16 protein-coding genes and 1 pseudogene are annotated in these 14,250 nt (G+C 63.6%); 12 read left to right on the top strand and 5 right to left on the bottom strand.

Annotated elements, in window-relative coordinates:
* The first annotated feature begins 88 nt into the window (after positions 1-88).
* The 4 genes from QM797_RS00485 to QM797_RS00470 are packed head-to-tail and all read left to right on the top strand — an operon-like array spanning position 89 to position 3,901.
* Positions 89-2,008 (top strand): hypothetical protein, encoded by a 1,920-nt coding sequence (locus QM797_RS00485; RefSeq protein WP_283273174.1) that lies wholly within the window; start codon positions 89-91, stop codon positions 2,006-2,008.
* Entirely contained in the window at positions 2,005-2,193 is a 189-nt protein-coding gene (locus tag QM797_RS00480) for a hypothetical protein (protein ID WP_283273173.1), read from the top strand. Before QM797_RS00485 ends, QM797_RS00480 begins: the two co-directional genes overlap by 4 nt.
* Positions 2,190-2,606 (top strand): hypothetical protein, encoded by a 417-nt coding sequence (locus QM797_RS00475; protein WP_283273172.1) that lies wholly within the window; start codon positions 2,190-2,192, stop codon positions 2,604-2,606. The genes QM797_RS00480 and QM797_RS00475 overlap by 4 nt, the downstream gene beginning before the upstream one ends.
* On the top strand, positions 2,603-3,901 hold the full coding sequence (locus QM797_RS00470) for a hypothetical protein (protein WP_283273171.1): 1,299 nt from the start codon (positions 2,603-2,605) through the stop codon (positions 3,899-3,901). Before QM797_RS00475 ends, QM797_RS00470 begins: the two co-directional genes overlap by 4 nt.
* Before the next feature lie 556 nt (positions 3,902-4,457).
* On the opposite strand, the gene QM797_RS00465 is transcribed toward QM797_RS00470, so the two are convergent.
* The gene (locus QM797_RS00465) at positions 4,458-5,348 is read right to left on the bottom strand and encodes a LysR family transcriptional regulator (RefSeq protein WP_283273170.1); all 891 of its coding nucleotides are present in this window, start codon (positions 5,346-5,348) and stop codon (positions 4,458-4,460) included.
* 131 nt (positions 5,349-5,479) lie between these two features.
* Here QM797_RS00465 and QM797_RS00460 point away from each other — a divergent pair, with 131 nt between their 5' ends.
* The 7 genes from QM797_RS00460 (at position 5,480) to QM797_RS00430 (ending at position 11,631) form a co-directional block, all read left to right on the top strand.
* Entirely contained in the window at positions 5,480-5,947 is a 468-nt protein-coding gene (locus tag QM797_RS00460) for an OsmC family protein (RefSeq protein ID WP_283273169.1), read from the top strand.
* On the top strand, positions 5,944-7,227 hold the full coding sequence (locus QM797_RS00455; RefSeq protein WP_283273168.1) for a GMC family oxidoreductase N-terminal domain-containing protein: 1,284 nt from the start codon (positions 5,944-5,946) through the stop codon (positions 7,225-7,227). The genes QM797_RS00460 and QM797_RS00455 overlap by 4 nt, the downstream gene beginning before the upstream one ends.
* Positions 7,228-7,495: 268 nt before the next feature.
* The gene (locus QM797_RS00450; protein ID WP_283273167.1) at positions 7,496-8,701 is read left to right on the top strand and encodes an acyl-CoA dehydrogenase family protein; all 1,206 of its coding nucleotides are present in this window, start codon (positions 7,496-7,498) and stop codon (positions 8,699-8,701) included.
* 58 nt (positions 8,702-8,759) lie between these two features.
* The gene (locus QM797_RS00445; protein ID WP_283273166.1) at positions 8,760-9,596 is read left to right on the top strand and encodes a thioesterase family protein; all 837 of its coding nucleotides are present in this window, start codon (positions 8,760-8,762) and stop codon (positions 9,594-9,596) included.
* 55 nt (positions 9,597-9,651) lie between these two features.
* Positions 9,652-9,780: a hypothetical protein gene (locus QM797_RS00440; RefSeq protein ID WP_283273165.1), complete on the top strand. Its 129-nt coding sequence runs from the start codon at positions 9,652-9,654 to the stop codon at positions 9,778-9,780.
* Complete coding sequence (locus tag QM797_RS00435) at positions 9,777-11,012, top strand: O-succinylhomoserine sulfhydrylase (protein WP_283273164.1); 1,236 nt, start codon at positions 9,777-9,779, stop codon at positions 11,010-11,012. The genes QM797_RS00440 and QM797_RS00435 overlap by 4 nt, the downstream gene beginning before the upstream one ends.
* A 157-nt stretch (positions 11,013-11,169) precedes the next feature.
* On the top strand, positions 11,170-11,631 hold the full coding sequence (locus QM797_RS00430) for an SRPBCC family protein (protein WP_283273163.1): 462 nt from the start codon (positions 11,170-11,172) through the stop codon (positions 11,629-11,631).
* A 166-nt stretch (positions 11,632-11,797) separates the two neighbouring features.
* On the opposite strand, the gene cynS is transcribed toward QM797_RS00430, so the two are convergent.
* Entirely contained in the window at positions 11,798-12,250 is a 453-nt protein-coding gene (gene cynS / locus QM797_RS00425) for a cyanase (RefSeq protein ID WP_283273162.1), read from the bottom strand.
* Positions 12,247-12,618 (bottom strand): cupin domain-containing protein, encoded by a 372-nt coding sequence (locus tag QM797_RS00420; RefSeq protein ID WP_283273160.1) that lies wholly within the window; start codon positions 12,616-12,618, stop codon positions 12,247-12,249. The genes cynS and QM797_RS00420 overlap by 4 nt, the downstream gene beginning before the upstream one ends.
* Before the next feature lie 204 nt (positions 12,619-12,822).
* On the opposite strand from QM797_RS00420, the gene QM797_RS00415 reads away from it, so the two are divergent.
* The gene (locus QM797_RS00415; protein WP_283273159.1) at positions 12,823-13,578 is read left to right on the top strand and encodes a helix-turn-helix domain-containing protein; all 756 of its coding nucleotides are present in this window, start codon (positions 12,823-12,825) and stop codon (positions 13,576-13,578) included.
* A 371-nt stretch (positions 13,579-13,949) separates the two neighbouring features.
* Here QM797_RS00415 and QM797_RS26210 read toward each other — a convergent pair whose 3' ends face one another.
* Positions 13,950-14,063, bottom strand: coding sequence for a hypothetical protein (locus QM797_RS26210; RefSeq protein WP_349307188.1), 114 nt, complete (start codon positions 14,061-14,063; stop codon positions 13,950-13,952).
* A gap of 67 nt (positions 14,064-14,130) precedes the next feature.
* Positions 14,131-14,184, bottom strand: a pseudogene (locus QM797_RS26205) (hypothetical protein); the annotation flags it as partial.
* Positions 14,185-14,250 lie beyond the last annotated feature (66 nt).

Here is a 14,250-nt window from a genome sequence, read left to right as displayed (position 1 = left end):
GTACTGAGGCATCCGCCCCACCCTGTCCACGAACTGCTGTTTGTATGTTTTCTGGTATTCACGTCCATTTAGGGACATAATCCCAACGATGAGCACTGTAGGTGTAACTTCGGGTCACATGATCGTTCAGGCGCAAGCCGGTGGCGGCGCTGCGCTCGATCAGGTCTTCGGCATGACCGCGGCAGCAGGCGTCATTTCCCTCTTCCTTCTGTATCTCGCTGTGATGCATCGGACCAGACGCATCACCTGGCTGCAGCGGCTCGCGGATTTTGCGGGCGAGAAGCTACACCGTCCCGGCTGGGTCGCCCTACCGCTCGTCCTGTTCATTTCGACGATTCTCACCGCGTTCTTCGGCTTCATCTGGGATGTCAGCCTGCACATCGGGCGGGGTCGCGACGAGGGCCCGCTGGCCAACCCGGCGCACTACTTCATCCTGGTCGGACTGTTCTTCCTGTTCATCACCGGCGCGCTGGCCATCATCCTGCCGCGCGACGAGAAGCCGGGTCCAGCAGCGGTCAAGATCACCCGAACCTGGTACGCCCCCACCGGCGGACTCCTCATCGCCGGTGCCGGCCTGTACGCGCTCATCGGATTCCCACTGGACGACATCTGGCACCGCATGTTCGGCCAGGACGTCACACTGTGGGGACCGACCCACCTGATGCTCATCGGCGGCGCGGGACTCTCGCTCGTCGGTGTTCTGCTGCTCGAGCACGAGGGTCGCGTGTCTATGTCTGCGTCCGCCGTCACCACAGCGGAAACCGCGGGCGAGCCCGACGGCGGCACCCGCCCGGACCCCGCGCAGGCGGTCGACTCCCGCAAGCGGTCGATCGTCACGTGGTTCCTGCGCAGCTCCGCGTTCGGTGGCCTGGTCATCGGTCTGTCGGTGTTCCAGATCGAGTACGACTTCGGCGTCGAGCAGTTCCGCTTGGTGTTCCAGCCGCTCCTGATGACCGCCGCCGGTGCGTTCGCCCTCGTCGCCGCCCGGCTGATGGTCGGCCGCGGCTCCGCGATCTTCGCCGTCGCGTTCGCCGCTGTCATCCGCGAGATCACGGCACTTCTCGTCGGACCCGTCCTCGGCGAGCCGCACAGTGTGTTCGCTCTCTACCTCGGCATGGCCGTCGTGGTGGAGGTCTTGGGGCTGACCGGACTGGTCAAGCACCGCATCCTGTTCGGCGCAGTCGCCGGCATTGCGGTGGGCACCGTGGGCCTCTACCTCGAGTCACTGTGGGTCGACGCAGTGTTCCTGTACCCGTGGCCGCGCAGCATGTGGGTGGAGGCCCTGACCACCACTATCCCTGCCGGGCTCGTCGTCGGCCTGACGGCCGGCCTTTTCGCTCAGGCACTGAGCGGCGACGGCATTCCGCGCCAGGCTGTCCGACGCTCCATCGTCGTGGCCATGGTGCTGGTGCTCGGCGGCAGCGTCGCCAACGGCCTGATGATCGACGTCCCGCAGGGAGCGTCCGCTTCGGTCTCGCTCGCCGACGCACCGCGCGTCGACGGTTTCCGCATGGTTACCGCGACCGTGCGCATCGACCCGAGTGATCTGGTCTCCGACGACCCCGAATGGGTGTCCATCCTGGCGTGGCAGGGAGCAGGCGATTCGCTGCACGGATTGGTGGTCGACAACCTTGAGCGGACCGGTCCCGGCGAGTACCGTTCGACGCGCTCGGTGCCCGTCGACGGAACATGGAAGACGTTCCTGCGCGTGCAGGACGGCCGCACCATGGCAGGCGCACCCGTCTTCATGGCTGCCGACCAGGGCATCGGAGCCGAGGAGGTGCCGGCCACGTCGCAGTTCACACGCGAGCTGCAGTACGAGACCAAGTTGCTCCAGCGTGAGCGCAGCTTCGATCACCCCGCATGGCTCTTCACGGTCGCATGCCTCGTCGTGCTGGCCTGCTCGCTCGCGTTGATCTGGTCACTGTCCTGGGGTGCCGCGCGCGTCAGCCTCGCCACCCCGGGCAACACCGCGACGAAGGGCAGCAAGGAGCGCAGTCGCGTATGACACCGGCCCCGAATGTGATCTATCTGGCGGATCACTCCGTCGTGCTGGCACTTCCAGCCGTCATCCCCGCGTTTGTGATCGCCCTCGTGGTGATCGTCATCGTTGTCCGCGACCGGCGGGCCGAGCGGGCCGAGAACGCCGAGAACGAACTGAAGGATGCGAACGAGAGGGAGGACACGGCGTGAAGCGCGTAGTGGTCGTCTGGTTGGCGGCCGTGGCATTGGCGGGGTGCTCGCAGTCGGAACCGGTGACCGAGACGGAGAGGGCGGTCCAGCAGGTCTCGTCAGCGCCGATCTCCTCGGCGTCAGCGTCAGGCCTACCGCGGATCGTCCCGACAACTCTCGACGTCACGATCGCCGGCGGTGGGGTGACGCCGGTCGATCAGCGCGCCGAGGGGAAGGTCGGTCAGGAGATCGTGGTGACGGTGAACAGCGATGCCGTCGACGAGATCCACGTGCATTCCGTTCCCGAGCACAGCTTCCCGGTCGCGGTGGGTGACGGCCAGGAGTTCCGCTTCACGGTCGACGTACCCGGTTCTGTCGACGTCGAGTTGCACGAGGCCGAGGTCACCGTCGCCACGGTTCTCGTTCGTCCGTGAGCGAGACGCTTTTCGCGCACGGCCTCGGCGGCTCGTCCGATCTCCCCATTCCGGTCACCTATGCGCTCATCGGTGGCGCGTGGGCGCTGGCAGCATCGTTCGCAATCCTGTTGTTGGCGTGGAAAACACCGCGACTGAACCCCCGGCGGTACGGGACGACGACACCGCTGGAGCGCGTCGTCGATGCGCCGGTATTCCGCGGGGCCGTCGGCGCGGTGTCGGTGGCCTTGTCGGTGTGGGTGGGCATCGCGTCCGTGATCGGACCGCAGGATTCGTCGAACGCGCTGCTCGGGGTGTTCTACGTCCTTGTGTGGGTGGGTCTGGTTCCTGCGTCGCTGATTTTCGGACCCGTCTGGCGCATCGTGTCCCCGGTCCGGGCTGTGTATCGGATGCTTCCGGTCCGTGCTCACCGGCCGCTGCCGCAGGGCGTGGGTGTGCTTCCCGCAGTTCTAGGATTGTTCGCTTTCGTGTGGCTGGAACTGGCGGCGAGCGACCCGGGTTCCGTCGCTGCCGTGCAGGTGTGGTGCCTGCTGTACGTCGTGGTTATGCTGGTCGGCGCGGTGGTGTTCGGTGAGGAATGGTTCGCACGGGCCGACCCGTTCGAGATTTTCAGCGACACCGTCGCGCGCCTGTCGGTGTTTGCACGCGATCCCGAGACGCGTCGGGTGGTGGTGCGCAACCCGCTCGACGGTGCCGCGACACTGCCCGTCCAGCGAGGAACCGTTACGGTCCTGGCGATGCTGTTGGGCTCGACGGCCTTCGACTCGTTGGCGCAGACGCCGACGTGGAAGAACTTCGTGCGCGATGCCGGTGATCCGGTCGTGGCACGAACGCTCGGGATCCTGATGTGCGTCGCTGTCGTGGGTGGGTTCTTCCAGCTCGCAGCTCGCGCAACCGGTGGGGTGAGCAAGGCTCGACGCGCACAGTTGCCGGGCCTTCTCGCGCATTCGCTGATCCCCGTCGTCGTCGGCTACTTCTTCGCCCATTACCTGACATATCTGGTGGAGAAGGGTCAGCAAAGTATCTTCACGTTGTTCGATCCGTTCGATCGTGGGTGGAACCCACTCGGCGTCGCGGACGCCTCGGTGAATTACGCGCTGTCGTCCCACCCCTCCGTCGTCGCGACTATCACCGTCTTGAGCGTGGTAATCGGGCATGTCGTCGGTGTGACGCTGGCCCACGACGCAGCACTGCGGCTGATTCCGAAGCGGCATGCGCTGTTGGGGGAATTGGCGCTGATGATTGTCATGGTGCTGTACACATTCCTCGGGCTGTATCTCTTGTTCGGTGCCTGAAACCGGCCCCGATTTTCAGGGGACGGTGCGGCGACTGGCGATGCGGCCGTGCACGCGTAGTGGGGACGCATCGGTTGAACCTGCCCTGCTTGGGTTCTTGCAACGTCGGCCGTTCAAGTCTCGCCGTGTGCGGTTCTGTTGTGCGCGAAATGATTCGGCCGGAGCGCCGTATGCTCGGAGCCTGGGCCGACAGGAGGACAGCCCGGGCTGACCTCGCACTGTCGGGCCTCCAGCTCGTGAGCGCCACCGTGAGATCCGCAAGTGCGGAAGCTGCAGCCATGGAATTGCTCCACGGTGGGGCAAATGAATGCGGTCCCGCGGACGAGACAAGGCGTTCGGTGGACGTCTGAAGTGAGCGAACGACTGAATCGCTCCCAACACAGTCACCGATTCTCTGGCACTCCCGGGTGCGACGGTCCACGAGATCGATGAGGGCGGCGACGTCAGCGAGCAGACGGACGGCGACGCCATGCCGGTCCGGTTGACCGAGTCGCCACGTGTGAAGCGTTGCAACGGGGCTACGTTCGGTATCCGGTCAGTCGCCCTGACGCTTGGCTCAACCCTGCGCTGCAGCGGTCAGATCCCGAAAGCTTTGGCTTATCGCTGAAGCAACGACTGCTGCAACTGCGCTCGGTGTGTGGTGCGTGGTCATGAGTAGGGTCCAGTCGAGTTGGGCATCGGCAATTGGCCTGTAGACGGTCGGATCGTTACGCCGCGGTGTTCGGTAAGGACCCAGAGCAATTCCGAGCCCGGCACTGACGAGGTGCTCCACGGTCGAATGGTGGCTCACCTCATAGGCGTTACGCAGCATGCCGTCCGAGAAGTATCCGTCTGCGAGCTTCCGGAGAAGGTGGCCATGCGGAAGGAGGATCACTTGCTCGTCGACGAGCTGATCCCGTGTGATCGACCTGACGGCGGCGAGTGTGCTGCCGCTCGAGACGATGAGCCCGATCGTGCCCGTCTGTAGCACCTCGTGTTCCTCGACAGGAGTGGCGGTGCCGGATCGGGCGACGACGCCGATGTCGGCGACACCGCTGCGTACGGCTTCCTCGATCGCAGACGGCAGGAGCTCGGTGAGGGTGATTCCCAGTCGTGGGTGAGTCGACTGCAGCTGTTGAAGCGCAGGGATCACTGCGGGTGCGATTGCCGCGCTCACGGCAGCGACTCGTACGCGTCCGGCTCCACCGGCCGCAAGTTCCGCGGCGTCCTGGCCGAGTTGTTCGATCGTGGCGAGCATTCGCGTGAACCTCGGTGTCAGTTGCTGGCCGGCACGAGTGAGGGTGGTGCCCGTTGCAGACCGCTCGAAGAGTGCCACGCCGAGTTCGACCTCGAGACTGCGCACGTGGTGCGACAGTGTCGGCTGTCCGAGATAGAGCTGGCGCGCGGCCTTTCGGAAGCTGCCGTTTTCCGCGATGGCGAGTACCGCCTCGATCTGCCTGATCTCCATCTAGTGATCGTATATATCGATCACGTATGCCGCATCTGCTTACTTCCGGTGATCACCGATGTATCGCACACTGGCAGTTGATCTCGGCCGCTAATACGCAGCGCAGCCGGTCAATCGACGAGGAGTTTGTGATGCCCACAGCGAAAGTCACCATCGGAGCCGCAACTGCGGGTCCTCTGGCCATGACCGTGTCCACAGGGGAGCACTCCTATCTCCTTGATGAGCCCACGTCGGTGGGAGGGGGAAACCTCGGTGTGAATCCCGTCGAGGCCAGCTTGGGGGCGCTCGCCGGTTGTTCGGGCATCACGATGAAGGCCGTCGCCAAGCACGCGCTGGGGATCACGGTGGACCTCGTCGAAGTGAACGTGGTCGCACAACTCGACCCCCGAGGAATGAACCTCCAGGAGGAAGTCGAGATGCCGTTCCGGTCGGTGCATCTGCGTTACAGCGCACTCAGCGATGCTGACGCCGCGCAGATCGACGAGCTCAAGAAGCTGGTCAACAAATTCTGTCCAGTCGGCAAACTGTTTCGAGCCGCGGGCAGTGAAGTCACCGAAGAATGGGTGATCGCTTCTTCGAGCGTGGGGGCTCAGCAGTGAGTGCCACGCAGTTCGATGCCATCGTTGTCGGCACGGGCCCCGCCGGCGCCACCGTCGCTCGAGACCTCGCATCCGCCGGTCAGCGGGTACTGATCCTCGAATGGGGAGATCACGCGCCCGTGACAGGGACGCTCGAGCAGACGATGGAGCAGCTGATGTCTCCGGGCCGAGGCGCGTTCGCGGTCGATGGTGTGATGCTCCTCCGTGGCGTGACAGTGGGCGGTAGCTCGATCTACTACTACGGAACTGCGACCAATCCTCCGTTCGACCTCTTCGATCGGTACGGGGTCGATCTGCGATCGGACGTCGCAGCGGTTCGCCGAGAGCTCCCAGTGGCTGAGCTTCAAGCGGACCTCATCGGCCCGAAAGCAACGCAGATCCAGACCGCCGCGCGGGGGCTCGGACTCGACTGGCGTCCCCTGGAAAAGCTCATCTACCAGGACCGCTGCGAGTCCAGCGTGCCGATGGGCTTTTACTCGGCACCATCGTATGAAGCGAAGTGGAACGCCCGGATGTGGGTCGACGAGGCCGTCGCCCTGGGAGCAGAGCTGAGAACGGGGGCGTTCGTATCGGCGGTCGAGTACCGAGATGGACGCGCGACAGGCGTCGTCTACGACGCGGGCTCCGGCACAGAAGTCGCGCATGCCGATACCGTCGTCGTCTCGGCCGGCGGTATCGGGACCGCAAGAATCCTTCAGGCCAGTGGCGTACGCGGCGCAGGCGAGGCGTTCTTCCACGACCCATTGGTGATCGTCTCCGGCGTCGTGCCGGGCTTAGCAGCCCCGCCTGACATTCCCATGTCGGCAGGAACCCACTTCGACGATGAGGGGTTCATGCTGACGGATCTGTGCACTCCGCCCGAGAACCTCGCGATGCTCGCTGCCGGCGCAGGAGTTGACCCATCACGATATCCACCCGAATCGACTCTCCAGATCATGGTGAAGATCAGGGACGATCTCGAGGGGTCGATCGGCGCACACGACATCACCAAAAAGCTCACCGCAGCTGACGTGGAACGACTCGAAATCGGATGCGGAATCGCAGAGGGAATCCTTCGTGAAGCCGGGGCCACCGAGACCTTCCGGGGAGGCATCTCCGCCGCACACCCGGGAGGCTCAGTCAGGCTCGGCGAATCCGTGAACGCAAATCTCGAGACCTCGATCGATGGTCTGTATGCCTGCGATGCTTCGGTGATACCCGAGCCATGGGGACTGCCACCCACGATCACCTGCATGGCGTTGGGCAGGCGACTGGCAAGGCACCTTTCCGGCGGACACTGACCGGTGGTACCAGCGACGGTCGATGGAGCAGCCTCTCGCGCCTCGCCCTTGCGCGAGCCAACTCCGTCGCGTGTCGAACGCCGATTCTCGCGAGGCTGGAGGGGTGAGGCGTCCCACTGGATCCCCACTGAAGGGCTTCGTACTGAGGGGCTTCGCACAAGAGCCGTGGCCGGTGTCTGCCCACCATCCCCCGGCGATACAAAGCACAACCATGTGTAAGTGATCTCGCATGCACCTGCCGAACCGGCCCGAACAAGGGAACCCCACCATGTTTTTCGAGTTGTCCCCAGAACAACAGAAACTGCGCGACACGGCCAGGCAGTTCGCCGACGACCACCTGTACCCGCTGGCAGAGTCGGTGAAGAAGGCCACCGACCCGTTCGAGCGAGCATTGCTGGCGCGACCGGTATTCGAGAAGGCGGTCGCAGCCGGCTTTCTGAAAGGTCTCATTCCTGCGCCGTTCGGTGGTTCGGCCACCAATGGTGTCGACACAGCGATCTTCATCGAAGAATTCGCCTGCGCAAGCCCCGACTTCACCATCAGTCTCGCAGGTCCGACGCTTGCCTTGGCCCCAGTAATCGAGGCAGGCACGCCGGAACAGATCAAGCGGTTCGTTGCCCCGTTCCTCGCCGATACCGGAAGCCCGGTTGCGGCAATGGCATACAGCGAACCCGGTGGTAGCGCGAATTTCGACGCCGCGACAACAGCCGAGGGAACACGAACCACCGCCGTGATCGACGGCGACCACTGGGTACTGAACGGCGAGAAGATGTGGGCATCCCACCTCGGCGGCTGGGACGATGCCGGCCCGGACATCACAGGGCTATCGATCATCGTCGTCGAACGCGAACACCTGTCGACCGGGTTCAGCGTCCTCGAACACCTCGACCTTCCTGGGTTGAAAGGATGCCTGACCTCGCGAGTGAAATTCGACAACGTCCGCGTTCCGCTGGGAAATCTGATCGGCGAACAAGGGCAGGGCGCGGATCTGACACGCAATGCATTCCTCGCCAGCGGCGCATCCATCGCGTCCTTCTCCGTCGCAGCAATGCGCCAAGCGTTTGCCGCCGCGTACGCCTTCGCCGTCCGCGAGAAGCGGGGCGGGGCGGTTCCGATCATCGACCACCAGGCCGTCGCCGACGTACTCACCGACTGCAAGGGCAAAATCGAAGCCACCCGTCTCCTCGCGTGGCGAGCACTCGACGCCGCGGCCTCACGACATCCATCGGCGTTGGAGCTGGCCCTGCACGCAAAGATCTTCGGGTCCGAGACCGCGGTGGACGTCATCACCGATCTGATCAAGATAGTCGGCGTGGAGTCCTACAACCCGCAGATGCCACTCATGGGCTACCTCGAAGACGCACTCGCATACCCGGTGATCGAAGGTAGTAACAGCGGTGTCCGCCGGCGCCAGATGCATGAGCTCATGCGCACGTCCGAGTGGAACCCTCTATCGGCCTCCGGCCTGATATGAGCAGCTCACATCGCTCGGACGCTCCTATCAACCTGCCCGCCGCGAATCACCCCGTCTCGTGAGCTCGACCGAGCCCTCCGACGCGGCGTACTACCTGCCGCTCGGTGTCACCGACGGATACGAGCACTTCACCCCGACCCATTCGACGATGAGCGTGTGGACCGACACCATGCAACACGGCGGTCCCCCGTCGGCGCTCCTCGTCCGCGCCCTGGAGGGACTGGCGCAGGCCCCAGGGATGTCGATCTCTCGGGTGACCGTCGACATTCTCGGCGCGATCGGATTATCGCAGAACCGGACCCGCGCGATTGTGATCCGTCCCGGGCGGCAGATCTCGCAGATACAGGCCGAGCTCGACGTACTCGGGCCGGACGGCCGATTCCGCACCGCAGCACGGGCGACCGCCTGGTTGCTCGCGTCGACGGACACCGCTGAGCTCGTCACACCGTCCGAGGTGTTCGAAGTCCCCACCGACGACATGGCCGGTGGGGCACTACCGGACTGGATCGCAATGGGTTGGGCGACAACCGGATTCATCGCCTCGGTCGGTTTTCACCGTGCCGACGCGGCATCTTCGCAGCCGAACCTGACGTGGCTTCGCTCGCGAATCGATCTCGTCGAGGGTGAGACCGCGTCACCGCTGTCCCGATTCGCCTGCGTGGTCGACATCGCCAACGGACTCGGCAGCACCCTCTCGCCCCGCCAGTGGACATGGATGAACACCGACACCACCATCCACCTGCACCGTGCGCCGACCGGCCACTGGTTCGGCGTCGACGCCCAACTCGTCCGCGGCAAGCGCGGGTTCGGCTACACCGCCGCAGACCTCTTCGACGAGGCCGGGTCGGTGGGACGGTCGAGCCAAACGGTATTGCTCACCCGACTGACCGTCTGAGCGGCGGCACCGCGAACCCACCGCAAACACCGCACCCCATCCGAGGAGATCTGCAATGGCACCACCACCGACCGAAACATCCACCGACATCAGAGCGAGGCCCGAGGAGGTCTGGTCGATCATCGACGAGGATCCGGTTGTTTCCCGCTCTCGCTCCGCCGAATCTCCCTGGCGGCTCGAATGAATCCCACTGGCGGCGGTTTCTCCAAACCCCTGCCCGCCGGGGTCGGCCAGTCCACACGTGCTGTCCGCGGTGGTGTGAACCGGTCGGCTTTCGAGGAGAACGCTGAGGCCCTGTATCTCACTTCGGGTTTCGTCTACGAGAGCGCCGAGATCGCGGAGCAGGCGTTCGCCGGCGACATCGACTACTTCGTGTACTCCCGCTTCGGCAACCCCACGGTGGCAATGTTCGAGGAACGACTGCGGTTACTCGATGGGGCAGAAGCCGCCTTCTCCACGTCCAGCGGGATGTCCGCGGTCTTCACCGCGCTCGGTGCGTTGCTGAAGTCCGGCGATCGACTCGTCGCGTCGCGCAGCCTGTTCGGATCGTGCTTCGTCGTGTGCAACGAGATCCTGCCGCGCTGGGGAATCGAAACCGTCTTCGTAGACGGCCACGACCTCGACCAATGGGAGCAGGCACTGTCCGTGCCCACTACCGCCGCGTTCTTCGAAACACCGTCGAACCCGATGCAGTCCATCGTCGACGTGCGGAGTGTGACCGAGCTGGCGCACGCCGCAGGTTCAAAGGTGTTGATGGACAATGTCTTCGCGACGTCCGTTCTGCAGCGCAGCTTCGACCTCGGTGCCGACGTCGTGGTGTACTCGGGAACCAAACATATGGATGGACAAGGTCGTGTACTCGGGGGAGCGATCCTTGGGTCCAAGGAGTTCATCGACGGCCCGGTGCAAACGCTGATGCGCCACACCGGTCCTACACTCAGCCCCTTCAACGCATGGACCCTGCTCAAGGGCCTCGAGACCATGCCGCTACGCGTGCGGCACATGAACGACTCGGCACTGGCAGTGGCAGAGTTTCTCGAGGCGCAGTCCGGTGTGCAGTGGGTCAAATACCCGTATCTACAGTCACATCCGCAGCACGACCTCGCGGTCTCGCAGATGAGCGGCGGCGGCACCGTCGTCACGTTCGAAGTCGAGGGCGGCAAGGCACGCGCGTTCGAGTTCCTCGACAATCTGCGCATCATCGACATCTCGAACAACCTCGGCGACGCCAAGTCGATGACGACGCATCCCGCTACCACCACCCACCGCAGCCTGGGCCCGGAAAGGCGAGCGGCAGTGGGAATTACAGACGGCGTGGTGCGCATCTCCGTGGGGCTCGAAGACGTCGAGGATCTACTCGACGACATCGCGGGCGCCTTAGGCAGATCGTCGACAATAGGTCTGCGACCGACCTGAGTGAACGACGCGCACCAAGACATTCAGCGTGCCACTCCTGTCCCAATCGATCGGGCGACCGCGACACGCTGACCCGACCCATGCTGCAACCGTCCAGGGCGAGCACGTCGCCGGCTCTCAACCACCACAACACCGCACCCACCCGAGGAGATTTGCAATGGCAACACCACTGATCGAAGCATCCACCGACATCAACGCGAGACCCGACGAGGTGTGGTCGATCATCTCCGACCTCACCCGCATGGGCGAATGGAGCCCGCAGTGTCGCAAAGTCATCATCCGCGGCGGAGCAGTCCGCGCAGGCTCGAAGATGATCAACATCAACAAGCGCGGACTGCTGGTGTGGCCCACCACCGGCAAAGTCGTAACCTTCGAGCCCAATCGCGAGATCGCCTATCGGATCACAGAGAATCACACGGTGTGGGGGTTCGAGATCACCCCGTCCACTGACGGCGTGACGCTGACCGAACGCCGCGTGGCCACGGACGGTGAGACCACCGGCCTTTCGGCATTCCTGGTGGACAAGGCGTTCGGCGGTAACGACAACTTCGAGCTCGAACTCGAAGCAGGCATGAAAGAGACGTTGGCCAAAATCAAGGCTGCCGCCGAACGCGGCTGAGTTTTGGAAGCGGTTCGCTCCCTACACGTCTCGGCCGGGACCAACTGCTTTCTTCTCAAAAGGACGGCGTCAGATCGGCGCGGGGAACCACCCATCTTGTGTCCTGCGCCCTACCGATCAAGACGGGCGCACGGTGCTTCCGTGCGCCCGCCCATCGAGTCGAAAGCTAGACGGTCCAGCGGTAATCGAGGAACTTACCGTCGAACGTCACGACGATACGATCTCCATCCTCGTGTGGTCGCCGCTCGATGTCGACGGTGAAGTTGATAGCACTCATGATGCCGTCGCCAAACTGCTCTGCGATCAATTCCTTGAGTGCAGGACCATAGACCTCCAGCGCCTCGTGGAAGCGATACACCGTCGGGTCGTTCGCGATATTCAGCGAGCATCGATACGGCGCCAACGTGAGCTCGTTCAGGGACTCAGCGGGCAACTGCAACAGATTGCAGACAATCGAAACTTGACTGTCGTCGAGTGGGTGTTGCCCGTAAAGGGCCGATACCGTCCACGGCGCCGGTTTGCCCAAGGCGTCGGCGATGTCTTGCCAGGACAACTGCTGCTTCTTCTTGGCCAGACGGACGGTGGTGATCAGCGGTGGCAGGAGCGAGGGTGGGTTCACGTGGCCGGCTCGCTGGCGTAGTAGTCGTTACCACGCGAGAACTCGACAAACGTGCACGCCTTGTCTCCGACGGACCAGGCGTCGTGCCCGGGAGGGAGGAGCATGACGTTCCCCTCGGAAAATTCCTCGTACGAGCCATCGGTCATCTCGACTGCCACAGTGCCTTCTAGCACCAGTGCCACATGGGGGAGCTCACACAGATCGGTCCCGGCGTAGTCCTTGAGATCCTTGGACCATTTCGCCCCCGGGCCAAACGTCACCTGTGTGACAGTTACGCCATCGAGCTCTGCGCTGCGCTTGCTGATTGCACCGTGAACCTCGGGCGTGGCCGCATTGAGGTCGGCACTCTGCATAGCTGTGTTGTACATATCGGGCCCTTTCGACGGCGAAAACATGGTCCTCCAATTCCATCACCCATCTCGATCCCGGAGAAGGAGATACGCGCACGGAGCTGTGCGCAAACTGCCCGAACCTCGACCTCGAAACAATGCGGGCATGAGACGGAACCGCTGACGTAACACGCAGTCTCTACATTGGCCAGAAAGCGGGCAGTTCCAAAGAGAGGACCGAGGGTGTTGCCAGAGCTGGGCGTGGTGCGCAGGGTAATTGCGGCGATCGATCGACCAACCTGGCTCGTCGGGTCGCAGGGCACCATCGACGCGATCAACCCTGCCGCACTCAAGACACTCGGATATCGATCCGACGACGATGTTCTGGGACATAACAGCCACGGCACGTTCCACCATTCACACATCGACGGAACGGTCTACGACGAATCGAAGTGTCCGCTTCTGCGTCCTTGCGATCACGGCAGCCCTCGCGACAAGGGTGCCGTGGAATGGCTCATCCGCCGAAATGGATCGACTTTCGCCATCGAATGGTCAACGCGTGCTGTCGAACTCGACGGAGTAAAGATGATGATCGTCGCGATCGACGATGCTTCCATCCGACCCGACGTCTCGATGTCCGCCGTTCGATACACAGGCCAGGACGTCGCCCTTCCCGACCCCGGCCGAACCGCGTTGTTCAAGCGAATCTCGAACTACATGGCATTTCATTCATGTGACCCCCACGTCACGCCGACCTCGGCGGCGCACACGCACAACATCTCAATTCGTCTGTTGCAGAACCTTTTCGCCGAGCATGGGGACTCTCCGGCCCGCTACCTCCGCCGGTGCAGAGCGGAGCGTGCGGCGCAGTCTTTGGTCGACGGAGCTTCAACGCAAGACGCGTGCGTGCTCGCTGGGTTCGGTGACGAATCCACCTTTCGGCGCGCGTTTCGTGACCGCTTCGGTACGGCGCCGAGCGCCTACCTCGCGCGGCAATAAGTCAGGGGGAAGTAGCACCCCGGAATCGATGGGATTGCCCAGATCCCACGAGCCTCGAACGACACCTCACCGGCAGGTCCCCGATGGTCTCCCACGACGGGAGCACGAGTCGAGAGCGAAGAACGTGTGCTCGCTGTGCCCTGTACCCGGGCGTGTTGCAAGTACTCCAACGCCGGTGCCGAACCCTTCGTGATCCGGTTCCATTAACACGGACGGGCTCGACCTGATCGGCGTCGCCGGTGGCAAAATCGTTGCGGTCCATCTGTTTTCGTCGAACAGTGCTGCGGAGGACGCGTTCTGGGGCAAGGCCTGACATGGTGCGGTGCGACGTGATCGAGTCGACCGTCTGGAACGTCGCACCGCCTTCTACGTCACCCGGCGAACCGTCGTCGGTATTGCGAGGGACTCGTTCCAAATGCGGAGGCGAACCGCTGCCGAAAGGTGACGGCGCTGCCGAAGCCACGGGCTGCCGCAACGGCGTCGATCGACCAAATCGGTGGATTCGAGCAAGGTCCTGCTTTCGTGAATGCTCCGGTCCGTAATCCACCGGGCAGGGCTGGTACCGGTCGACATCTTGAAGTGTCGGATGAAGCTTCGGCGGCTCATCCGCGCCCGCTCGGCCAGTCGATCCAATGTGAGATCGTCGGCGAGATGACTCTGAATCCAGTCCTG

Origin of the sequence: Rhodococcus sp. IEGM 1381 (assembly GCF_030056795.1) — a bacterium.
In the GTDB taxonomy this organism is placed as follows: Bacteria; Actinomycetota; Actinomycetes; order Mycobacteriales; family Mycobacteriaceae; genus Rhodococcoides.
Note: the sequence above shows the minus strand (reverse complement) of the source record. Positions and strands in the feature narration are given on the sequence as shown.